This window comes from Pantoea sp. X-Soil-TKNS-1211 (assembly GCF_059730495.1).
Genome location: NZ_AP035953.1, coordinates 2,537,747 through 2,561,174, shown reverse-complemented (window position 1 = coordinate 2,561,174; position 23,428 = coordinate 2,537,747). Strand labels below are relative to the sequence as shown.

The following is a 23,428-nucleotide window of genomic DNA, read 5'->3' as shown; positions in this document are numbered from 1 at the left end:
AAGTGCAGCAGATAGCCCGCTCTGTCGCCCTCGCATTTAATAATTTGCCGCGCCCCCACCGCGTTATGCTGGGGTCATTAACCGTTATCACTCTGGCCGTCGCTGTATGGCGGCCTTATGTTTACCATCCCAGTGACGATACGCCGGTTGTCAAAAGCATCACACTGGACAAGTTCGAATCACCGCATCTGTTGCCGGAAGCCAGTGAGCCGATCGATCAGACGGCACCTGAGCCGGAGCCGGAAGAAGATATCCCTGCTGACGATATCGATAAAGACGTGCCGGACAATCCGAACGTCCATGATTACACCGTCTCTTCCGGGGACACCCTGAGCAGCGCGCTGAATCAGTACGGTATCGATCTCAGCGATATCAATGCTCTGGTCAGCAGTGATAAAGATCTGCGCGGTCTGCGCGTTGGCCAGCAACTGAGCTGGACCCTGAACGCCGACGGACAATTGCAGACCTTTAGTTGGGAAATGGATCGTCGTGAAACCCGTACTTATGAGCGCCAGACCAATGGCAACTTTAAGATGCAGCAAGAGCTGCAAAAGGGTGAGTGGCAGAACAGCGTGTTGACCGGTGAAGTACGCGGCAGTTTTGCTGCCAGCGCCCGCAGCGCTGGATTAACCAGTACTGAAACCAGCAATGTGATCAAGGCGTTGCAGTGGCAGATGGATTTTCGCAAGCTGCGTGCTGGCGATCAGTTTAGCGTGTTGATGTCACGCGAAATGTTGAACGGTAAGAGCGCACAAAGCCAGTTGGTGGGTGTCCGTCTGCGTACCGGTGGCAAGGATTACTATGCGTTCCGCGCCGAAGACGGCAAATTCTATGATCGCAATGGTTCTGGTCTGGCGCGTGGTTTTATGCGCTTCCCGACGGTGAAACAGTTCCGTGTATCATCGAACTTCAACCCGCGCCGTTTGAATCCGGTAACCGGGCGCATTGCGCCGCACCGTGGTGTCGACTTCGCGCTGCCAATTGGTACGCCAGTTCTGGCGGTGGGCGACGGTGAAGTGATGGTGGCGAAGAATGGTGGAGCAGCCGGTAATTACGTGGCGATTCGTCATGGCCGTCAGTATATGACGCGTTACATGCATCTGAGCAAAGTGTTGGTAAAACCGGGTCAGAAAGTTAAACGTGGCGACCGCATCGCGCTCTCCGGTAATACCGGACGTTCCACCGGACCGCATCTGCACTATGAAATCTGGATTAACAACCAGGCAGTGAATCCTCTGACGGCGAAGCTGCCGCGGATGGAGGGGCTGACCGGTAAAGATCGCACTACCTATCTTGCCAACGTGAAGACCTACCTGCCGCAACTGGCGTTGAAATAACGCATTATCGCGAGTAGTGAATAAGAACCGACGGATTCTTCGTCGGTTTTTTGCTATCTGACGCACGAAGATTGCAAAATTAGTCATCGTCACTATTATTGACCGGTCATTGTCAGAGGCGAGTGCATGGAAACCCGTAAAAAAAATAACATTGAGTTTATCCCCGAGTTTCAACGTTCATTTTTGAAGCCAAAATACTGGGGCAATTGGCTGGCGATTGGGGCGCTGGCTGGCATGGCTATGTTGCCTGCCAAAGTTCGCGATCCGGTTCTGGGTGGGTTGGGCAAACTGGCCGGTAAGCTGGCGAAAAGCGCGCGCCGCCGCGCATTGATTAATCTTTATTACTGTCTGCCTGAACTGAGCGAAGCGGATCGCGAGGCCATCGTCGACCAGATGTTTGCCACTGCGCCGCAGGCGATGGTGATGATGGCCGAATTAGGCATCCGCAATCCGGCTCGCGTGCGCCAACGTGTTGACTGGTATGGCCGTGAAATCATCGAGCAGTTACAGGCTAATAACGAAAACGTTATTTTCCTCGTCCCGCATGGCTGGGGGGTCGATATCCCGGCGATGTTGCTGGCATCAGAAGGCCAAATGATGGCGGCGATGTTCCATAACCAGAGCGATCCGCTGATGGATTACGTATGGAACACGGTGCGTCGTCGTTATGGTGGCCGCATGCATGCGCGTAACGACGGTATCAAACCGTTTATCAGCTCCGTGCGCCAGGGCTATTGGGGCTATTATTTGCCGGACCAGGATCACGGTGCTGAACACAGCGAGTTTGTCGATTTTTTTGCAACCTACAAAGCGACCTTGCCTGCTGTTGGGCGGCTGATGAAGGTGTGTCGTGCCCGTGTGGTGCCGCTGTTTCCGGTGTATAACAGCGAAACGCATCGTCTTGAGGTCTATGTCCGCCCCCCGATGGATGACTTGCTGGATGCTGATGATAAAACCCTGGCGCGGCGTATGAATGAGGAAGTGGAAATTTTTGTCCGCCCTCATCCTGAGCAATACACCTGGATTCTGAAATTACTGAAGACGCGCAAAGAGGGGGATATTGAACCCTACGTGCGTAAAGATCTTTACCCACGCAAATAACTGAAAAACCTGCCGGGAGCCCCTCTCCCGACAGGTTTATCCCTGTTGGCAGGGATTAGAAGCGATACTGCAAACCAACGGTAACGGTATAGTTTTTGTTGGAAATACCCGCTGCGTCGCCACCATAAGAGGCTGACTCACCGGTCGGCGTATAAATCACCTGAGTGCCGCCTTTCCCTTCTTCATATTTACTGTAAGTGAATTCAGCAAATACTTTAGCGTTCTCAGTGACGTAGTAACCTGCATCCACTGACGCGCCGTAGTAACGTGAGTTCGAGGTTTTCTCACGGAAGGTCAAATCACGCAGATAGTGTTCGTCGTTATCGTGAGCACGAACCCAGTCGCTGAATTTGAACAGAGCGTTGAACTCAAAATCATTGATGCGGTACTGACCAACCAACCCAATGTACGGCATGGAGAAGCGCTGGCTGTAGCCAATGCCTGCCTGACCGTTCGGGAAGTTGCCCTGCAATGCGCCATTATCGTAGTTGTAAGCACCACCGGTGGCGGTCCAGCTGAAACGCGTTTCCTGATAACCCGCCACCGCACCTACTTTGTAATCATCGCCTTGCAGGAACCAACCTTTCACATTCAGATCGTATTCGTTGGCATAATTGACATCGGTGCTGGGGTGAGAAGAGTGATCGGTCCAGTTTGACTGATTGGCGTTCTGCCAGTCGTAGTCATCCATATGACCGGAGCCGGAAGCCAGTGAGGTCCAGGCACGCGCGTTCAGCGTCAGGAAGGAAAATGCATCCCAGGAGAAATCGCCTTTCAGAATCGCGACGTTTTTAATTTTCCAGTCAAGTTGGCTAATTTTACGCGCGTTGCTGGCGTCATACACCAGTTCTTTCGATTTCCCGCCCAGCATCCCGATGGAGGTGGCAACGCTGACGCTGTCCGCTGAAAAGTTTGGCATGAATTGCGCAGACTCAGCGTAAGCGCTCCCTGAAAGTGCAGCCATCATCATTGCTGCAACAGCAGTTTTTTTCATTTTATATCCCGTGTTGAATTTCGTTAATCCTTAAACAGCGGGCACAGACTAATGCGCAGAAAAATGTCAGACAAGTGTAAGTTTTTCGATAAGAAAAAGGGGTGTCAGAGTTCAGCAGAATTAACTAATATAATTTTTCATTGTGACGATAATAGCCGATCGCCCGATGGTGATGATCGGCAGGCTTAATAATTGTGTGGTTAAGCAGCGGGTTAGCTGATTTCAGACAGGTAAGATCGGATAAGCCTTGTCAACCGGGCGAGAGACATTAATTTCTTACGCAAATTAATTGCAGGCAGACGTTAAATAACGATCTTAATTTTTGAAGCATATTAACGGGCTATTTGAGTTAATGATAAATCTGGTGAAAATTCAGGCGAAAATAAAGTTCAGTTAATCCGCATGAAATCTTTTCATCATTTATCTTAAGTGAAATTATTTGCTGAAAATATGATCAATCACAGGCGTTGAATGCTTAACTCCATCCATTCAACGCCTGACTGATTACACCTCAGTGACATGGCTGCGGCGTTTGCGCTCACGCAGAAACAGTGTCACCAGTCCGAACCACATGACGCCACTGATAAAGTTAATCGCGCTGAACCACGGCGTGCCGCCGCTGAAATAACCACTTTTTGCCAGTTCGATACCAATGGCGAGGGTGAGAATACTGATCATTCCCAGCATCGCGGCAATGCTGCCTTTCCCTTCGTTGCTGGCATACAGCGTCAGGCGATACAACCCCGCGTTAACCATACCCGCACCAAAGGCGTACAGACTCAAACCGGCTGTCAGTAGCAGATAGCTGTGGCTATTGAGAAGATTTCCCAGCAACGCAATGCTCAGGCCAATTAAGATTGGCCAGGCGGCAAATTTCACCGGCTGTTCTATCGGCACCCGACCGGCCAGTTTGCCCAGTGTCAGGTTCCCGCCAATCATCGCGAGGAATACCGGCAATTGCAGCAGGGCATAATGCAGACGGGATAATCCTTCATCATGCATCAGGATCACCGGCGACAGCGCCACCCAGGTAAGGATGGGGATAAACACCAAACCGATGGCGAAAGAGCCATACATCACCTGACGGTCACGCGCCAGACGACCATAGCCACGCGCCAGCGTAGGCAGAGCAATCGAATGGCTGCGATCGCCAGCGGTCTCCGGCATGATGCGCCACAGCATCACAAATGCCACGATGCTACAGGCGGCAAACAACCAGAACATGCTGCGCCAGTCAGCGATACTGAGCCAGGCTGCCCCGGCCAGTGGGCCAGCCAGAGGGGCGAGCAGCGCGACATTAGCCATGAGCGCCATCATGCGCACGGCCAGGGCTTCAGCGAACGCCTCCTGGACCGCCGCATAGCTGACTGCGCCGATGAAGCACAGGCTGATGCCCTGAATAAAGCGTAACGTTATAAATTGTTCGATGTTCTGAACCAGGGTGGTCAGCATACAGGCGGCGGCAAAGAACAGAATGCCGAACAGCAACACCGGACGTCGGCCATATTTGTCGGAGAGCGGACCGAGCAGCCATTGCAACACCACGCCACCCATCAGATAGGCGGTCAGCGAGGTTGACACCCATTCCGGACCAACATTGAATTCGCGGGTCACCAGTAACATGCCGGGCTGGATCATGTCATGGGCGATATAAGTGGCGAACTCGAACAACACCAACGCCAGCGGAAACAACAGCACGCGTCCGGTAAGTTGAGTTATGGGTCGATAGCGGGCCATCTGGCCTCCTTGTCAGAGAAAATAAAACGCGACTGCCGAAGCAGTCGCGTTGTCCATAATGTTACAGCCGCTGTCAGTGAACGTAATTAATCTACGCGCAGAACACGGCTGGTATTGGTGGTGCCCGTGGTCGCCATCACATCACCCTGAGTGACAATCACCAGGTCGCCTGTAACGAGGAAACCTTTGTCACGCAGCAGGTTAATGGCATCATGCGCGGCGGCAACACCATCATTGTTGCTGTCAAAGTAGACCGGCGTCACACCACGATACAGCGCCGTCAGATTCAGCGTACGCTCGTGACGTGACATGGCAAAGATCGGCAGACCTGAAGTGATACGTGAAGTCATCAATGCGGTGCGGCCAGATTCGGTCATAGTGATAATCGCGGTGACGCCTTGCAAATGGTTCGCGGCATACATCGCCGACATCGCAATGGCTTCTTCAATGTTGTCAAACTGCACTTCAAGACGGTGTTTAGACACATTGACGCTCGGGATTTTCTCCGCGCCCAGACACACTTTTGCCATGGCAGCGACGGTCTCGGCCGGGTACTGACCCGCAGCGGTTTCTGCTGACAACATCACGGCATCGGTGCCATCCAGCACGGCGTTCGCCACGTCCATAACCTCTGCACGGGTTGGCATCGGATTGGTGATCATCGATTCCATCATCTGTGTGGCGGTGATGATGGTACGGTTCAGCTGACGAGCGCGACGGATCAGCGCTTTTTGGATACCCACCAGTTCCGGATCGCCAATTTCCACGCCCAGGTCACCACGGGCCACCATCACCACATCAGACGCGAGAATGATGTCATCCATAGCTTCCTGAGTGGCAACCGCTTCCGCGCGCTCTACTTTGGCGACCAGTTTGGCATCGCAACCGGCATCACGCGCCAGACGACGCGCGTAATTCATATCTTCGCCACAACGCGGGAAAGAGACGGCCAGATAATCGACGCCAATTTGCGCAGCGGTGAGGATATCGGCTTTATCTTTCTCGGTCAGCGCTTCCGCTGACAGGCCACCGCCCAGTTTATTGATGCCTTTGTTGTTGGAAAGCGGGCCACCGACGGTCACTTCAGTGAACACTTTCATGCCCTGAACTTCCAGCACCTTCAACTGCACGCGGCCATCGTCCAACAGCAGAATATCGCCGGGAACCACATCAGCAGGCAGACCTTTATAGTCGATACCGACTTTTTCTTTGTCGCCTTCACCTTTACCCAGGCTGGCATCCAGCAGGAAACGGTCGCCGACATTGAGGAACACTTTGCCTTCTTTGAAGGTTGAAACACGAATTTTGGGACCCTGTAAATCGCCAAGAATGGCAACATGACGACCCAGTTTGGCCGCAATCTCGCGCACTTTGTTCGCGCGCAGTTGGTGATCTTCCGGGGTTCCGTGGGAGAAGTTTAGTCGTACAACGTTCGCACCCGCCGCAATGATTTTTTCGAGGTTGTTATCGCGATCGGTTGCCGGGCCGAGGGTTGTTACGATCTTGGTTCTTCTGAGACGTCTGGACATGAAGGACTCCGTTGACTAAGTATCGTGTCCCTGTCATCTGGACACGTTGTGGTCACTATTCTATATGATCGAGGGGCTGTGATTCGACTCACATGTGAATGCGATGTTAATTATTTTGCTGTGCATTGATTTCCTGCTGCACATGCTTCTCCAGGCGCGAATCTCTCAACGCCTCTTTCACCCGTTTCAGATTTTCTCGAAAAGAGGCGCCCCGCTCAAGGATAAAACCCGTTGCCAGGACATCGACCAGAGTCAATTGTGCCAGGCGGGAAACCATCGGCAGGTAGATATCAGTATCTTCCGGGACATCGAGCGTTAACGCCAGCGTCGCTTCTGCCGCAAGCGGTGAACCGGGAGAGGTGATAGCCAAAACGGTGGAAGCGTTTACACGCGCCAGGCGAGCCAGTTCTATCATATTTTTGGTTCGACCAGTATGTGATATGAGAACAAAAACGTCATTTGGTCCACTATTTATGCAACTCATGCGCTGGATCACAATATCCTCTGACCAGATGACCGGCAGATTAAAACGCAGAAACTTATTGGTGGCGTCATGCGCCACCACGGCGGAGGCACCCAGACCAAAAAACGCAATCTTATTTGCCCGCGTCAGTGCGCTGACCGCTTGGTGAATCACCGCCATATCCAGCTGTTGGCGGACGCGACTTAACCCGGCCAGCGTTGAATCGAAAATTTTATGGCTATAGCTTTCAACGCTGTCATTTTCTTCCACGCCACGACTGACCCAGTTCGGGCCTTTCGCCAGACCCTGCGCCAGTTGTAGTTTGAAATCAGGAAAACCCCGCGTACCCATGCGGTGGCAAAAACGATTCACCGTTGGCTCGCTGACCTGTGCGGCGCGCGCCAGAGTGGCGATGCTGGAATGCATGGCCTCCTGCGGTGCGGCAAGGATCTGCTCTGCGACTTTCCGTTCTGATTTGCTCAGCGCCGGTAATTGCGCCTGAATCTGTTCCAGCATATTGATAACCCGATGACCACTCACCACTTTTGCCAATTTCATGCCTGGATGAAAGGGCGCTCTGTTTACCACAATATACCGTGTAAACTGCGACCGCACGCAGTAGCGGATAAATGTAAACGCGATTTTTTTGTCATACTTTGACGCGCGATGGGTTTTCCCCGACAAATAGCGAAACAGAAAAAAGCGTCAAAAGCGCACGTGACAACACACGTTAGTCGCAAATCGCGTGCAGAGTTATCTGATGCAACACCCCGTTCCGGTTGTCCTGGAACCGGGAAAAAAGTACATTGTGCTGTAAGAAAATTACAATAAGGACCCGGTAAATGAGGACGCTCGACCGGGTATATCCTGCAACGAGGAGAGGAAAATGGCGGTAACTCAAACAGCCCAGGCATGCGATCTGGTGATTTTCGGTGCCAAAGGCGATCTTGCACGCCGGAAACTGTTGCCTTCACTGTATCAGTTGGAGAAAGCCGGTCAGATTCACGAAACCACACGCATTATTGGCGTGGGCCGCGCGGAGTGGGATAAAGACGCTTACACCAAAGTGGTACGTGAAGCGCTGGAAACCTTCATGAAAGAGAAGATCGACGAAGCGCTGTGGGACAAACTCAGCAGCCGTCTCGACTTCTGTAACCTCGACGTCAACGACACCTCGCATTTCTCTCGTCTGGGCAAAATGCTCGACCAGAAAAATCGCGTCACTATTAACTACTTCGCCATGCCACCGAGCACTTTTGGTGCGATCTGTGATGGTCTGGGTGCTGCCAAGCTGAATGCCAAACCGGCTCGCGTAGTGATGGAGAAGCCGCTGGGCACCTCGCTGGAAACCTCGCAAGAGATCAACAACAGCGTTGGTAAATACTTCGAAGAGAGCCAGGTGTTCCGTATCGACCACTATCTCGGTAAAGAGACGGTACTGAACCTGTTGGCGCTACGTTTTGCCAACTCAATCTTTGTTAACAACTGGGACAACCGCACCATCGACCACGTACAGATTACCGTGGCGGAAGAAGTCGGTATCGAAGGTCGCTGGGGCTACTTCGATAAAGCGGGCCAGATGCGTGACATGATTCAGAACCATCTGCTGCAAATCCTGACCATGATTGCCATGTCACCGCCTTCTGATCTGAGCGCCGACGCGATTCGTGATGAGAAGGTGAAAGTGCTGCGCTCGCTGCGCCGTATTGACCAGACCAACGTGCGTGAGAAAACCGTACGCGGTCAGTACACCGCCGGTTTCGTGCAAGGTAAAAAAGTGCCGGGCTACCTGGAAGAAGAGGGTGCTAACAAGCAGAGCGGAACCGAAACGTTCGTGGCCATCCGTGTTGATATCGACAACTGGCGTTGGGCGGGGGTGCCGTTCTACCTGCGCACCGGTAAGCGTTTACCGACCAAATGTTCTGAAGTGGTGGTTTACTTTAAGAACCCGGAAATGAACCTGTTCAAAGATTCCTACGCTGAACTGCCGCAGAACAAGCTGACTATTCGTCTGCAACCGGATGAAGGTGTGGATATCGAGATCCTCAACAAGGTGCCAGGTCTGGATCACAAACACAAACTGCAAACCACCAAACTGGACCTCAGCTATTCAGAAACCTTCAACCAGTCGCATCTGGCGGATGCTTATGAGCGTCTGCTGCTGGAAACCATGCGTGGGATCCAGGCACTGTTTGTGCGTCGTGATGAAGTGGAAGCGGCGTGGACTTGGGTTGATTCCATCATTGATGCATGGAGCGCTGACGCCGATGCACCAAAACCGTATCAAGCAGGCACCTGGGGACCGGTTGCCTCTGTGGCGATGATCACCCGTGATGGCCGTTCCTGGAACGAGTTCGAGTAACATCCCGTAGAATCCGCCGCTACTGCAGTGTAAATCGGTAGCGGCGAGATTTATCGCGCGGATTTTCCCCATCAAGCACGGATCGCACGATAAATCGTGCCGCTACGGAATGCCTATTTTACCGGGTCTTATAATCTTCCAGATGAATATTAAAGGCTTTCAGCTTACGCCAGAGTGAGGTGCGGCTGATCTTCAGTGCCTGGGTAATTTTAATCGCTTTGCCCTGGCAGTGAACGGCAGCCTTGATCAGTGCATCACGCTCCATATCGTTGAGGCTGTGCAAACCATTCGTCGACGGGACAGTCGCCAGATCGCGTATGCGTTCAATCAGCGTCAGGGGAATATCCTTCACCCGAATCACCGCGCCATCGCTATAACTGAAAGCACGCTCAAGAACGTTACGCAGTTCGCGGTTATTACCCGGCCAACCGTAGCGCGTCAGCAGTTGCAGCGCATCCTCGGATAACGTCAGGTTCTTCTCGACTTCACGGCTCATTATTTTCAGATAACGTTTGATTAGCGGCGGAATATCTTCGCTGCGTTCACGTAATGGTGGAATATGAATATCGAACGACTGCAATTCATACAATAAATGGCGGCGGAAACGGTTTTCATCCACATACTGGTTAATATCAACGGTGGTGGTGGTAATCAGTCGCACATCCAGCGGCACCAGCAGTTGGTTGGCTTTGCTCAGTAACCCGGTTTTCAGCAGTTGTAGCAGCGCGGTTTGCACTTCAGTGGTCAGATATTCCACATTCTCCAGTAATAGAGTTCCCCCTTTGGCCAGTTCAAATTTTGAAATCACATGCTTGTCACCATTGACGATGCCACCAAGAAACTCGCTACTCATGGTTTCGCGTGGTATGGCCTGACAATTGATGGTGATAAAGGGCTTATCCTGACGTTCGCTGGCGTTATGGATGGCCTGTGCCAGGTAGGATTTGCCCAGACCTTCCTCACCATGCAGCAATACCGAACCACGACCTTTTGCCGCCAGTTGTGCCAGGCGCACCACGCGGCGAATGGTATTTGAGGTGCCGACATAATCGAGATCCTCAAACGTCAGCCGCGCACCGATGCCGCTATGGCGGTGTACCAGTTCGCGAATGCGATCAATCGGATGCAGCAGGGCAATATAGCGATCCGACGCATTATTGGGGCCTTTAACGATCTTCAGTGAAATCGCCAGGGAAATGAAGGCCCCATCAAATTCGATGGCGGTTTCAAACAAATCAACCTCACGATTGTGGGCGACGGCAGTGAGAATGCTTTGTGGTAGCTTGATGATATCGTGGATGTTTTTGCCGAGAATTTTTTTACTTTTGACCCCAAACAGATCACTACCATTGATATTGAGATACAGGATAGTGCCTTTATTGTCCCATGCCAGCACTCCTTCCTCCACGCCGTCCAGCAGGGCGTGAACTTCGCTAAGATGTTGATTGGACTCGGTCAAAATCAAATCAGTATTCAGTTTAGCGGTGATCTGTTGCTCAATGGAATGCACCAGCGCCAGTCCCAGCGCCGGGGCGTTCTCGTGTCCAGTGAGTAAAATAACCCCGACCGCCCCCATCAGCCTGCTGTCACTGTCGAACACGGGCGCGGCACAGATCTCAAAAGGGTGCAGATGTCGGTTAAAGTGTTCGTAGCCTTTGATGCTGAGGGTTTCATGCAACAACAGCGCACTAGAGATGGCGGTATTTCCCATCATGCCTTCGCGCCAATAAATGCTTTCCCGAATACCGAGCGGTGCCAGCCTGATCGCCATGGACGGCGTGGCGTAAAACTTCAGCGTGCAACCAGTTTCGTCAGTGACAAAGATGGCGCAATCCGGCGCATCAAGATATTCAAAAATGTCCTCAATGATGGGTGATGAGATATTCAGCATCTCGGATTGGTTACGGCACAGCGACTCGAAGGTAATACCTTTCGCATAAAGTTGTTGTGGCCAGTGATCGTGACGCAGCAGACGTCGACAACGTAACCAGGATTCCTTTAACCAGGGTTTGATGTCAGGGCGGTCCAGGCTGGTGAGGTTATTATATAATTCTGGATCCTTGGCGATGAACGCCCGCCATATCGCTTTCATATTGAGACGCATGCATTGCCTTCCTGCTGAAAAAGGGTCCAGCTAATAATCGAGTCTGCCGGGTAAAGTGCAGATCATCCGTGTAAAGCATAGCGCTATGTGTAGTGTATTTTCATTCTTACCGGTAAATCAGCGTGCCAATTTGTGACAGCGATCTGGAAATGATTTTGCAGATTGAAGACTAACTTTACTTTAAATCAACTCACTGTATTTAATAAGTTTTTATATTTATGAAAAGGGCTGGTGTGAAACGTGTCACATCTTTGAATACAGTTTGATCGCGGTCAAATATCGCTATTTTCATCCATGTTGCTGTTTCTTTTTGCAACCTTGTCAGAAGAAATATCGTTTCTGAAATGAACAAAAAAATATTTTTTACAGCCTTTTTCTCCCTTCCTATTCTCAACATGTTCTTGCATAAGACGACCAGCTATATCACCTGTTAATAAAAGGAAAGGAAGATGAACATCTTTTTATCAGAAATGGTCGGCACCATGCTGTTGATTCTGCTTGGCGACGGTGTGGTGGCCAACGTGGTCTTAAAACAAACCAAAGGAGGAAGTAGCGGCTGGATTGTCATTACCGCAGGGTGGGGTTTTGCGGTGACGGTCGCGGTTTACGCTGTCGGCTGGATCAGTGGTGCACATCTCAATCCGGCAGTGACATTAGCTGTCTGGCTTCAGGGCGGTATTGCGTCAGGTATGGTGTTGGTTTACATGCTCGGCCAGTTGGTTGGGGCGTTTCTTGGTGCAATTCTGGTCTGGCTAACCTACAAGCGCCATTATGATGTTTCCGATGATCCCGGCTTAATTCTCGCCACTTTCTGTACCGGTCCTGCTATCCGTGACTATAAATGGAACCTGGTGACTGAAATTATCGGTACCGCGATGTTGGTATTCGGCGTGCTGGCGATTTTCAACTCGCACAACGGCATCGCTGGGGGGTTTGGGCCGTATGCGGTAGGCGTGCTGGTGTGGAGTATCGGTTTGTCGTTAGGCGGTCCTACCGGCTATGCGATCAACCCGGCGCGTGATCTTGGCCCGCGTATTGCGCATGCGTTGTTGCCGATCAAAAACAAAGGTGGCTCCGACTGGGGCTATGCCTGGGTGCCTATTGTTGGTCCATTAATTGGCGGTGCAGTCGGCTCTCTATTATACAAATTCTTATTACCTCTCTTATCTACCCCATAACAGTCGTCCTCCTGGCCGCGCAAGCCAGGGGGCCATGACGAGGAAAGATTGATGAAAAAGTTAATCAACAAGGTTGATGATGTTGTCAGGGAACAACTTGAAGGCTTTGCCCTGGCGCATCCGGAATTAACGGTCAATATCGAACCTTTTTACGTCTGTCGTCGCACCGATAAACCTAAAGTCGCCCTGATTTCCGGTGGTGGGTCGGGCCACGAACCGATGCATGGTGGATTTGTCGGCTTTGGCATGCTGGATGGTGCTTGTCCCGGACATATTTTTACCTCGCCAACACCCGATCAGATGTATGAATGCGCGCAGAAGGTCAACAACGCTAACGGGATACTGCTGCTGATTAAAAATTACACCGGCGATATCCTCAACTTTGAAACGGCCGCAGAGTTACTACATGGCGAAGGTATTCCCGTGCAGGTGGCGGTCATTGACGATGATGTGGCGGTCAAAGACAGTCTGTATACCGCCGGACGTCGTGGTGTCGCCACCACAGTATTGGCAGAAAAAATATTGGGTGCGGCGGCTGAAGAGGGCTACAGCCTGGATGAATGTGTACAACTTGCGACGCGTATCGGCAACCGCGGGCGCTCAATTGGCGTGGCATTGTCGGCCTGTACCGTCCCGGCTGCCGGCAGGGCAAGTTTTGACTTAGCCGACGATGAGATCGAATTTGGTATCGGTATCCACGGTGAACCGGGTATCCGTCGCGAGAAGTACAGCGACTGCGATACGTTGGTCACAGAGATGCTTAACGAAATTCTCGACAATACGCCCTACAGTCGCGTACTGCGACAGTGGGATGGTGAGAAAGGCGAGTGGGTAGAAAACAGCCAAACCACCGAACCGCTGAATGAGCAGGACAGCGTGATAGTGCTGGTCAATGGCCTGGGAGGCACGCCGTTATCGGAATTGTATGCGGTGTATCGTAAGACGGCTGAAATTCTTACCGCGCGCAACATCCATATCGCCCGCAACCTGGTGGGTACGTTCTGTAGTTCAATTGACATGCAGGGGGTATCGATCACGCTGTTAAAAGTCGATGAAGAGATGCTGACGTTGTGGGATTTTCCAGTCAGTACCCCAGCGCTACGCTGGAAAATGTAACGCGGTGTCGCGGCCTGGTTGGTGACGACGGGCCGCACGGACACTGGATGACATCACTCTCCGGGGGATAACAATGGTCGTAAGCAAAAAACAGGTGATTGATTGGCTGGATGCCTCAGCAACGGTTTTTGAACAGCAGCAAGAGTTCCTGACCAATCTGGACCGTGAAATTGGCGATGCCGATCACGGCCTGAACATGAATCGCGGCTTCAAAAAGGTGAAAGAGAAACTGCCGACGCTGGAGGATAAGGACATTGGCACCATTATGAAAAATACCGGGATGGTGCTGTTGTCGAGTATTGGCGGTGCCAGCGGACCGCTGTACGGTACCTTTTTCCTGAAAGCCGCCGAATGTGTCATGGCGAAAGAAGAATTGACGGTGACAGATTTATATCACCTGTACCGCGAAGGTACGGACCGCATTGTCGCACGCGGTATGGCGCACCCCGGTGATAAAACCATGGTGGATACGCTATCCGCCATTGTTGCGTCGTTGCAAAACCAGCAGGATGCCCCGTTGGCGACGGCATTGAACGCTGCTTTGCAGGCGGCGGAAGCCGCGATGAAAAGCACCATTCCGATGAGAGCTGCGAAAGGGCGCGCCAGTTATCTGGGTGAACGATCGATTGGACACCAGGACCCGGGTGCCACCTCCAGTTATCTGCTGTTTAAAACACTTTGTGAGGTGGTTGGTTAACAACTGCGGTCCTTAATAAGGTTGTCAAACTATGGTCAATATTGTGGTGGTTTCACATAGCAGGAAGCTGGCTGAAGGCGTCATTGAACTGGCGTCACAAATGACACAGGGAAAGGTGAAATTCGCGCTGGCAGCGGGTATTGATGACCCCGATAACCCGATAGGAACGGATCCTGTCACAGTGATGGCAGCGATTGAAGACGTGTTGGATGATGATGTACTGGTGATGGTCGATATGGGAAGTGCCATTCTCAGTACCGATATGGCGAAAGAGTTGCTCGGCGAGGAAAAGATGGCGCGGGTGCAGATTTGTGCCGCGCCGCTGGTGGAAGGGACGGTTGCGGCAGCGGTCGCGGCAGCATCAGGACAATCTATCGGTCAGGTTATGACCGAGGCACATCAGGCGCTGGCAGCAAAATACGCCCAGTTGGGGCAGAGCGACTGGCTATCAGCGCCTCAACAAACGGAGATACCGACCGAGACCGCTAGCGACAGCAAAAGCTTCTCCTGGACGATCACCAATCCGACCGGTATTCATGCGCGTCCGGCATCGGTGATTGCTCGCTGCCTGAATCAATTTGATGCAGAGGTCGACATTGCCAACGGTGACCGGGTGCTGAATGGCAGGAGCATGAACAATCTAGTGCGACTAGGTATCAAATGTGGCGATGTCATTAGGTTGCAGGCACGTGGTCCACAGGCGCAGCAGGCGATCGACGCCTTTGCCGCGTTGGCGGCAACGCAATTTGGCGACAGCCCCGCAGTGCAAAGTAACCCGGCAAAAAATAAATCCACAGCGCTGGACGTGACGTTATGTCGCGTCAAACGTGACCTGCCGCAGTTGCCGACGCGGGCGCTGGATGCAAAGGAGGTCGAAATCGCCCGGCTCGACCACGCCATTTCTCTGGCAAAACAGGAACTGGATCAGTTGATCCTCACCACGGAACAGCAGCTGTCGGAAAATGAGGCGGCGATTTTTTCCGCCCACCAGATGATGCTGGAAGATACTGAATTGTATGACACCGCGCTTGAACGGCTGGAACAGCAACCCGCGCCAATCGAGCAACTGTGGCTCCAGGTCATTAGCCAGATGGCAGAGGAATACCGCGCGATTGAGGACACGTATTTACGCGAAAGATATATCGATGTTTATGATGTTGGTATCCGGGTTTTGCGCTTGCTGCTCGGTCATCCACTGTTTACACCACCGCAAATGCATGCACCCGGGCTGATTATCGCTAATTTTCTCTTACCTTCAGAAATCATGGCACTGGATAGCGCCGCAACCCAGGGGATCTGTTTTACCGCCATCGATAGTCAATCACATGCGGCGATTTTGGCTGTTGCCCGTGGCATAGCGGTGTATATCGATAGTAACGGACAGCGCAGCCAGGCATGGCAGGATGGCGCGCGGGTGCGTCTGGCGACAGATTCCGGCGAGATCATGGCAATTGCGCCCTGACCGGGAATCAAGTTCTGTATTTTCATCATCCTAAATTGAACCACAGTTTCAAAAACCTGGCGCCGCCGATGGACGTGAGTCACGCCGATCTTGTATGGTAATGCTCAGGAACATCCCGCAGGCCTGAATGGCCTGACTGAAAACCCTTAGGAAACGTGATGAAAAACTGGAAAACAAGTGCAGAACAGATCCTGACCACCGGACCGGTTGTGCCGGTCATTGTGGTAAACAAACTTGAACACGCCGTGCCGATGGCCAAAGCGTTGGTGGCAGGCGGTGTGCGCGTGCTGGAAGTGACCCTGCGTACGCCGGTGGCGATGGATGCACTGCGCGCAATGATCAAAGAAGTCCCGGAAGCGATTGTGGGCGCGGGCACGGTCATCAATCCACAGCAACTGAAAGAAGTCACCGACGCGGGTGCGCAGTTTGTGATCAGTCCGGGTATCACCGAGCCGCTGTTGAAAGCGGCCGTGGAAGGCCCGGTGCCGTTAATCCCTGGCATCAGCACCGTATCTGAGTTGATGACGGGTATGGACTACGGTCTGCGCGAGTTTAAATTCTTCCCGGCGGAAGCCAACGGTGGCGTCAAAGCGTTGCAGGCAATTGGTGGACCCTTCCCTCAGGTACGATTCTGCCCGACTGGCGGTATCTCACCGGCTAACTATCGTGACTATCTGGCGCTGAAAAGCGTGCTGTGTATCGGCGGTTCCTGGCTGGTGCCAAACGATGCGCTGGAAGCGGGAGACTGGGAGCGTATTACCCATCTGGCGCGCGAAGCGGTAGCGGGAGCGAAATAATTGATGAGCGGTGAGCGGAGTGCTCACCGCATCAGGTATTAACCTTCGACTTTCACCGCAGCAGCGGCCTTAATGGCGCGGGCAATGGCGTCATCGGTGCTTTCACCGGTGGCGAGTGCCACGCCGAGACGGCGCTGACCGGCGATTTCTGGTTTACCGAACAGGCGTAATTGCAAACCTGCTCCCAGCGCCGCCTCAACATTCACGAAGCGGACATTGGTGCTCTCCAGCTGCGGTAGAATCACTGCCGAGGCCGCGGCACCATACTGGCGAATACCGCCAATCGGTAAACCGAGGAAAGCACGCACATGCAGCGCGAACTCTGACAGATCCTGAGAAATCAACGTCACCATGCCAGTATCGTGCGGGCGCGGTGAAACTTCGCTAAAGATCACCTCATCGCCACACACGAACAATTCCACGCCAAACAGGCCGTGGCCGCCCAGCGCTGTGACCACTTTTTCAGCAATAGCCTGCGCACGTTGCAGGGCCAAATCGCTCATCTGCTGTGGTTGCCAGGATTCACGGTAATCGCCATCTTCCTGACGATGACCAATCGGGGCGCAGAAATGAATGCCATCAACGGCGCTAATGGTCAGCAGGGTGATTTCGAAATCAAACTTCACCACGCCTTCAACAATCACGCGACCGGCACCGGCACGGCCACCTTGTTGCGCGTAATCCCAGGCTTTGTCGAGCTGGCTGGCGTCACGAATAAAGCTCTGACCTTTACCGGATGAGCTCATCACCGGCTTGACGATGCAGGGAAAACCAATCGCGGCGGCAGCGGCAACAAAGTTTTCTTTGCTGTCGGCAAATTGGTAGGTGGAGGTCGGCAGTGCCAGTTCTTCAGCGGCCAGACGACGGATCCCTTCGCGATTCATGGTCAGGCGTGCGGCACGTGCGGTGGGCACCACCTTTTGTCCCTGCTGTTCAAGTTCAAGCAGTTTTTCGGTGGCGATGGCTTCGATTTCCGGCACCACGAAATCGGGTTTTTCCTGGGCAATCAGGGCGGCCAATGCATCGCCATCCAGCATGTTAATCACATGGCTGCGATGGGCAACATGCATGGCAGGCGCATCGGCGTAGCGATCCACGGCAATCACTTCCACACCCAGACGCTGGCACTCCAATGCCACTTCTTTACCCAGCTCGCCTGAACCTAACAGCATGACACGCGTTGCGGCAGGACGCAGCGCGGTTCCGAGAGTCGTCATAATTTCACCTTAGCAGTCAAAATGCGCGCGCAGTATATACGAAAACGTTTGCGTTCTCATCTTTTAGCGCAATAAGGTTTGCCTTACTTTGCGCCGTTCTGACGTTTCCTGACATCCACTGCGGCAGCATGTGAAACCCGGATCTTAAACAGGAGTTAAACGATGAATAACTGGTTGCAGCAAATTCAATCGGTACTGAAAAAGCAGGGAAGCGGCGGTAAAGGTAGCGGATTAAGCGACATGCTGGCACCTGGTGCGTTAGGTGGGCTGGCAGGCTTGCTGATTGCCAGCAAATCCTCGCGCAAGCTGCTGACCAAATATGGCGGAAAAGCGCTGATTATTGGTGGCGGGGCAGCGGCGGGAGCCGTGCTGTGGAATAAATATAAGCAACGGGTGCGAGAAAGCCATCAGGATGAACCAGGCTTTGGTCAGGTACAAACGCCGCTTGATCAACGTGCCGAACGTCTGGTCACTGCCCTGGTGTTCGCGGCCAAGAGTGATGGCCATATTGACGATCGCGAACGCGCGGCGATTGAGCAAAATATTCACCAGGCGGGTTATGGTGCGCAAGCCGAAGCCTTAATTCAGCAGGCGATGAATCGCCCCCTTGATCCACACTGGCTGGCGGCCGATGTGAAAAATGAAGAAGAGGCGCTGGAACTCTATTTTCTCAGCTGCGCGGCCATTGATGTCGACCACTTTATGGAACGTAGTTATTTGGCGGCGCTGGGTGATGCCTTAAAGATCCCGCAGGATGTGCGTGACGAAATGCAAAAAGATCTTGCGGCAGAAAAGGCCGCTTTGCCTGCCAGTTAATCCCGTCACAGGCCACGTATGTGGCCTTGTTTTACATTTTCCTTGTACTCAATGGCTTGGCTTCCTGCGCGATCGGTGCCACGCTTGCAGGATGTTGTCTCTTCAGGGAAATGAACCGTTATGAATCAGCCTCAGGCAAAAAAAATCCCTCACCAAATGACCCTACACGGGGAAACGCGCACCGACAATTATTTCTGGCTCCGTGATGACGATCGGGAGAATCCCGAGGTGCTTGACTATCTGCACGCCGAGAATGACTACGGTAAAGCGATGATGGCGAACCAGTCGCCTCTCCAGGACCGGGTGCTGAAAGAGATTATTGACCGTATTCCGCAGCAGGATCATTCGGTGCCATACGTGAAAAATGGCTATCGCTACCAAAGCCGTTATGAGCGCGGCAATGAATACCCGGCGTACTTCCGCCAGCCGCAGGCGGCGGATGCCGAGTGGCAATTGCTGCTCGATGGCAATCAGCGTGCATCGCACAGCGACTTTTACACCATGGGCGCGCTGGCCATTAGCCCGGATAACCAGGTGATGGCGCTGGCGGAAGATTTTCTTTCCCGCCGCCAGTACGGTATCCGCTTCCGCAACCTGGTCAGTGGCAGTTGGTATCCTGAGGTCCTTAGTGACGCGTCGTCCAGCCTCGCATGGGCTAATGATTCGCGTACCATCTATTACGTACGTAAGCATCCCAAGACCTTGCTGGCTTATCAGGTGTGGCGCCACGAGTTGGGGCACCCGCAATCAGATGATCAACTGGTCTACGAAGAGAAGGACGATACTTTCCATCTCAGCGTGCATAAGACCACCTCTGAACATTTCATTCTGATTGCGCTGTTTAGCACCACCACCAGCGAAATTCAGCTGATTGATGCTGAATACCCTGACGCGCAGCCGCAGGTATTTTGTCCTCGTCGTCGCGACCACGAATATACCGTCGATCACTACAACCATCAGTTTTATATTCGTTCAAACCGCGAGGGTAAGAACTTCGGCTTATACCGTAGCGCCTGGCTGGCGGAAAATCGCTGGCAAACACTGATTCCGGCGCGCGATCAGGTAGTACTGGAAGATTTTCAACTATTTAAACATTGGCTGGTGGTCGAGGAACGGTCGCGTGGGGTGACCAGCCTGCGACAGATCCATTGGGAAAGCGGTGAGAGCACCGGTATCGCGTTTGACGATCCTACCTATGTTACCTGGCTGGCCTACAACCCCACGCCGGACAGCGATACGCTGCGTTATGGCTATTCGTCAATGACCACGCCGACGACGTTATTTGAACTCAATATGGAAAGCGGTGAACGACGCGTACTGAAACAGACACCGGTGCCGGGATTCAATCCAGACGATTACAAAAGCGAACATCACTGGATCACTGTACGCGACGGTACCGAGGTCCCGGTTTCACTGGTCTACCATCGTCAACACTTCCAGGCGGGCAACAACCCGATGCTGGTTTATGGTTATGGTGCCTATGGCAGCAGCATGGATGCCAGTTTTGGCACCAGCCGGATCAGCTTGCTGGAGCGGGGTTTTGTCTATGCGATTATCCATGTACGCGGTGGTGGCGAACTGGGACAGCAGTGGTACGACGATGGCCGACTGCATAACAAGATGAACAGCTTCACCGATTTCATCGATGTGACAGAAGCGTTGGTGGCGAAGGGGTTTGGACATCCGCAACGCCTGTATGCGATGGGTGGCAGTGCCGGGGGATTACTGATGGGGGCGGTGATCAATATGGCACCGCAACTCTATCACGGCGTGGTGGCGCAGGTGCCGTTTGTGGATGTGGTGACTACCATGCTCGATCCCACCATTCCCCTCACTACCGGTGAATATGATGAATGGGGCAATCCAGAGCAGGAAGCGTATTACCATACCATCCGCCAGTACAGCCCGTACGATAACGTGGCAGCACAGGACTATCCACATTTGCTGGTGACTACCGGTCTGCACGATTCGCAGGTGCAGTACTGGGAGCCAGCCAAATGGGTGGCAAAATTGCGCGAGTTAAAAACTAACGATACGTTGTTGCTGCTGTGCACCGATATGGATTCTGGTCACGGTGGTAAATCGGGCCGCTTCAAATCCTATGAAGGAGTGGCGCAAGAGTTTACTTTCCTGATTGGCCTGGCGCAGGGCGTGCTGCCAGACCGTCACGATTACTGATCATTCTTAACGTACTTGCGTAGCGCCTGCCGCAATGGTGGGCGCAGATCACGCACGTTTTCCAGCACCCAGCGCAGATAACCAGGATCTTTGCGCGCAATGCTGCCGATACTTTGCCCGCGATATTTGCCGAACGGGAACACATCATCAGCCACCGGCGTTGGCTGGCAGCGGCTGACCATCTGCTCAGCATTCCAGCCAGATTTTTCCATGATGCGAATCAGCAGGGCAGCGGTGACGTAGCAATCGTACAGCGCGCGGTGAGCATGCAGATTAGGGGGCGGTGTGACGTCCAGTTTCAGGCTGTGCCGCAAGGCCTGGTTGCCGTATTTCTGACCAGGCCACAGTTGACGTGCCAGGGTCATGGTGCAAATCCATTGTCCTGGCATTTCCGGCAGCATACGGCGATCAAAACTGGCGTTGTGCGCGACATAATGGGGGCTGCCGTGGTAACGGCCGATCGCCTGCTCAATGGACGGTTTGTCAGCGACCATGGCTTCAGTAATGCGATGCACCGCCATCGCCTGATGGCTGATCGGACGGTCCGGGCAGATTAAATCACTCATCGGATTGAGGATCTGGCCGTCAATCACATCCACCGAAGCCACTTCAACCACGCCCCCCTGCAAACCGCAGGTTTCGGTATCGATCACGCGTAACATAGATTATTTCTGTTTCGGTTCGTAAGGCAGACGAGAAAGGCTGAGCGACGCCTGGCGATATTGCATCAATCGCTGGCGAAACCAGTCACGCAGCGCTGCTGGCTGCTCACGTTCCACCAAATCCGCCACGACCGGCATATTGTAGCGCTCTTTAAACGCGACACCGGCGGCTGCCAGATCGACATTCACTTTGTCTTTTTCTTCCTGCGACAGCAGGGCAAGGTTTTCACTCATGCTTTTCTCCCGATAAACAGGGCAAAAGTAATGTTTTCCCCGTTCAGGATCAAGGGAAAAGGGATCGCATTGCAGGTATCGACACCTGCGGAGCAGCAGCGTATCCTGCTGCCACGCTTGCGGCGGATTGCCGTAATAAAGAGGATGATCTGATGAAGAAGACTACTTTCAGCCGCGTAGCGGCGCTGTTGCTGGCGTCATCTGCGCTGGCCTTCAGTCAGTTTGCGCTGGCGCATGCTCACCTTAAAACGCCGGTCCCGGCAGATAAATCGACCGTTGAGACGTCACCCAAGTCGTTAACCCTGACGTTCACCGAAGATGTTGAACCGGCGTTTAGTGGCGTCGAAATCCGTAATGCGCAGAATCAGAGCGTACCGGTCGGGAAAATCCAGCTTAACGATAAGCAGCACGCGCAACTGATTGTACCGCTAAGCCAGACGCTACCAACAGGAAGCTATCAGGTTAACTGGCACGTGCTCTCGGTTGATGGTCATAAAACCAAAGGTAGTTACCAATTTAGCGTGAAGTGATGATTCTGACCACGTTGTGGATCAGCCTGCGGGCGATTCACTTTTTGTCGGTATTATTGCTGACTGGCAGCGCGTTCTACACCGCGCTGCTGGCACCGGTACGCTTTCGTCCGGTGCTGGCGTTGCGTCTGCGGGGCATTTTGGCACTTAGTGCGCTGATGAGTTTGCTGGCGGCGGTGTTGATGCTGGCGATCCAGACCGGGCTGATGAGCGGTGACTGGCACAATGTGTGTGATGGTGCTATTTGGCGGGCGGTACTGAGTACCCGTTTTGGTCAGGTGTGGCGTTGGGAAATCCTCTTCGCGCTACTGAGCGTGCTGGCGTTATTGCTGCGCGGCAGGTTGTGTCAGCAGATGTTGTTGCTGAGCGGATTGCTACAACTTATCGCACTGGCCGGTGTGGGTCATGCCGCCATGCGTGATGGTTGGCTGGGAATCTTACAGCAGGCAAACCACGCATTACATCTGATCTCTGCTGCATTCTGGAGTGGTGGGTTGTTACCACTGCTGCTACTGATGCGTGACGCACGCAACATCGCCCATCGGACTGACGCGATCCGCAGCATGATGCGCTTCTCTCGCTATGGTCACTTAGCGGTGGCATTAGCGCTGCTGACCGGGATGTTCAATAGTCTGCTGATTGCTGGTGACCCGCTGCAATGGCCGCCCACGTGGTGGAGCACTCTGCTGATCACCAAGGTGATGCTGGTTATGTTAATGGTCACGATTGCCGTGATTAACCGCTACTGGCTGGTACCCCGTTTTCGTCTGGCCGGAAGCGATGCATCAACAATATTCATTCGCCTGACGCAGCTTGAGCTGCTGCTGGCGATCGCTGTAATTGGGTTGGTTAGCGTGTTTGCTACGTTGGCACCAGCCTGAATCATCTATACCGATTGAATGTATGAGGTCGAC

20 protein-coding genes are annotated in these 23,428 nt (G+C 53.1%); 12 read left to right on the top strand and 8 right to left on the bottom strand.

The features are described 5' to 3' along the window. Nucleotides 1-2 precede the first annotated feature (2 nt). Entirely contained in the window at nucleotides 3-1,337 is a 1,335-nt protein-coding gene (gene mepM, locus AC6I8W_RS12260; RefSeq protein WP_497835229.1) for a murein DD-endopeptidase MepM, read from the top strand. Nucleotides 1,338-1,463: 126 nt separating this feature from the next. Then, nucleotides 1,464-2,438, top strand: a complete 975-nt coding sequence (gene lpxM, locus AC6I8W_RS12255; RefSeq protein ID WP_497835228.1) for a lauroyl-Kdo(2)-lipid IV(A) myristoyltransferase — start codon at nucleotides 1,464-1,466, stop codon at nucleotides 2,436-2,438. A 55-nt stretch (nucleotides 2,439-2,493) separates the two neighbouring features. Here lpxM and AC6I8W_RS12250 read toward each other — a convergent pair whose 3' ends face one another. The 4 genes from AC6I8W_RS12250 to AC6I8W_RS12235 form a co-directional block, all read right to left on the bottom strand. Beyond that, nucleotides 2,494-3,432 (bottom strand): omptin family outer membrane protease, encoded by a 939-nt coding sequence (locus AC6I8W_RS12250; protein ID WP_497835227.1) that lies wholly within the window; start codon nucleotides 3,430-3,432, stop codon nucleotides 2,494-2,496. 504 nt (nucleotides 3,433-3,936) lie between these two features. Then, nucleotides 3,937-5,169: an MFS transporter gene (locus AC6I8W_RS12245; RefSeq protein ID WP_497835226.1), complete on the bottom strand. Its 1,233-nt coding sequence runs from the start codon at nucleotides 5,167-5,169 to the stop codon at nucleotides 3,937-3,939. An 86-nt stretch (nucleotides 5,170-5,255) separates the two neighbouring features. Continuing rightward, nucleotides 5,256-6,698: a pyruvate kinase gene (pyk, locus tag AC6I8W_RS12240; protein WP_480364095.1), complete on the bottom strand. Its 1,443-nt coding sequence runs from the start codon at nucleotides 6,696-6,698 to the stop codon at nucleotides 5,256-5,258. 106 nt (nucleotides 6,699-6,804) lie between these two features. Beyond that, entirely contained in the window at nucleotides 6,805-7,683 is an 879-nt protein-coding gene (locus AC6I8W_RS12235) for a MurR/RpiR family transcriptional regulator (RefSeq protein ID WP_497838180.1), read from the bottom strand. 364 nt (nucleotides 7,684-8,047) lie between these two features. Between AC6I8W_RS12235 and zwf the strand changes: the two genes are divergently transcribed. Then, entirely contained in the window at nucleotides 8,048-9,523 is a 1,476-nt protein-coding gene (gene zwf / locus AC6I8W_RS12230; protein WP_497835225.1) for a glucose-6-phosphate dehydrogenase, read from the top strand. A gap of 118 nt (nucleotides 9,524-9,641) precedes the next feature. On the opposite strand, the gene dhaR is transcribed toward zwf, so the two are convergent. Beyond that, nucleotides 9,642-11,627 carry a dihydroxyacetone kinase operon transcriptional regulator DhaR gene (dhaR, locus tag AC6I8W_RS12225; RefSeq protein ID WP_497835224.1) on the bottom strand — a complete coding sequence of 662 codons (1,986 nt, stop codon included), beginning with the start codon at nucleotides 11,625-11,627 and terminating at the stop codon, nucleotides 9,642-9,644. Between the two features lie 449 nt (nucleotides 11,628-12,076). Here dhaR and AC6I8W_RS12220 point away from each other — a divergent pair, with 449 nt between their 5' ends. The 5 genes from AC6I8W_RS12220 (at nucleotide 12,077) to AC6I8W_RS12200 (ending at nucleotide 16,877) form a co-directional block, all read left to right on the top strand. Further along, a complete protein-coding gene (locus AC6I8W_RS12220) occupies nucleotides 12,077-12,805 on the top strand; it encodes an MIP/aquaporin family protein (protein WP_497835223.1) in 729 nt (242 codons plus the stop codon). A gap of 51 nt (nucleotides 12,806-12,856) precedes the next feature. After that, nucleotides 12,857-13,921 carry a dihydroxyacetone kinase subunit DhaK gene (gene dhaK / locus AC6I8W_RS12215; protein WP_480364090.1) on the top strand — a complete coding sequence of 355 codons (1,065 nt, stop codon included), beginning with the start codon at nucleotides 12,857-12,859 and terminating at the stop codon, nucleotides 13,919-13,921. A 73-nt stretch (nucleotides 13,922-13,994) separates the two neighbouring features. After that, a complete protein-coding gene (gene dhaL, locus AC6I8W_RS12210; protein ID WP_497835222.1) occupies nucleotides 13,995-14,618 on the top strand; it encodes a dihydroxyacetone kinase subunit DhaL in 624 nt (207 codons plus the stop codon). A gap of 31 nt (nucleotides 14,619-14,649) precedes the next feature. Then, nucleotides 14,650-16,080, top strand: coding sequence for a dihydroxyacetone kinase phosphoryl donor subunit DhaM (dhaM, locus tag AC6I8W_RS12205; protein WP_497835221.1), 1,431 nt, complete (start codon nucleotides 14,650-14,652; stop codon nucleotides 16,078-16,080). Nucleotides 16,081-16,238: 158 nt separating this feature from the next. After that, nucleotides 16,239-16,877 (top strand): bifunctional 4-hydroxy-2-oxoglutarate aldolase/2-dehydro-3-deoxy-phosphogluconate aldolase, encoded by a 639-nt coding sequence (locus tag AC6I8W_RS12200; protein ID WP_013509450.1) that lies wholly within the window; start codon nucleotides 16,239-16,241, stop codon nucleotides 16,875-16,877. A gap of 38 nt (nucleotides 16,878-16,915) precedes the next feature. Here the strand turns inward: AC6I8W_RS12200 and purT are convergent, their stop codons facing one another. After that, nucleotides 16,916-18,094 (bottom strand): formate-dependent phosphoribosylglycinamide formyltransferase, encoded by a 1,179-nt coding sequence (purT, locus tag AC6I8W_RS12195; RefSeq protein WP_497835220.1) that lies wholly within the window; start codon nucleotides 18,092-18,094, stop codon nucleotides 16,916-16,918. A 162-nt stretch (nucleotides 18,095-18,256) separates the two neighbouring features. Between purT and AC6I8W_RS12190 the strand changes: the two genes are divergently transcribed. Together AC6I8W_RS12190 and AC6I8W_RS12185 are read left to right on the top strand one after the other, a co-directional pair. Further along, complete coding sequence (locus AC6I8W_RS12190; protein ID WP_497835219.1) at nucleotides 18,257-18,910, top strand: tellurite resistance TerB family protein; 654 nt, start codon at nucleotides 18,257-18,259, stop codon at nucleotides 18,908-18,910. A gap of 120 nt (nucleotides 18,911-19,030) precedes the next feature. Further along, nucleotides 19,031-21,088: a S9 family peptidase gene (locus AC6I8W_RS12185; protein WP_497835218.1), complete on the top strand. Its 2,058-nt coding sequence runs from the start codon at nucleotides 19,031-19,033 to the stop codon at nucleotides 21,086-21,088. Here the strand turns inward: AC6I8W_RS12185 and exoX are convergent. Further along, nucleotides 21,082-21,750 carry an exodeoxyribonuclease X gene (exoX, locus tag AC6I8W_RS12180; protein WP_497835217.1) on the bottom strand — a complete coding sequence of 223 codons (669 nt, stop codon included), beginning with the start codon at nucleotides 21,748-21,750 and terminating at the stop codon, nucleotides 21,082-21,084. The two genes, AC6I8W_RS12185 and exoX, sit on opposite strands and share 7 nt — an antisense overlap. Before the next feature lie 3 nt (nucleotides 21,751-21,753). After that, complete coding sequence (locus AC6I8W_RS12175; protein WP_480364082.1) at nucleotides 21,754-21,984, bottom strand: DNA polymerase III subunit theta; 231 nt, start codon at nucleotides 21,982-21,984, stop codon at nucleotides 21,754-21,756. Between the two features lie 152 nt (nucleotides 21,985-22,136). Between AC6I8W_RS12175 and copC the strand changes: the two genes are divergently transcribed. Together copC and copD are read left to right on the top strand one after the other, a co-directional pair. Beyond that, nucleotides 22,137-22,514 carry a copper homeostasis periplasmic binding protein CopC gene (copC, locus tag AC6I8W_RS12170; RefSeq protein ID WP_497835216.1) on the top strand — a complete coding sequence of 126 codons (378 nt, stop codon included), beginning with the start codon at nucleotides 22,137-22,139 and terminating at the stop codon, nucleotides 22,512-22,514. Further along, entirely contained in the window at nucleotides 22,514-23,395 is an 882-nt protein-coding gene (gene copD, locus AC6I8W_RS12165; RefSeq protein ID WP_497835215.1) for a copper homeostasis membrane protein CopD, read from the top strand. Before copC ends, copD begins: the two co-directional genes overlap by 1 nt. Nucleotides 23,396-23,428: the final 33 nt, after the last annotated feature.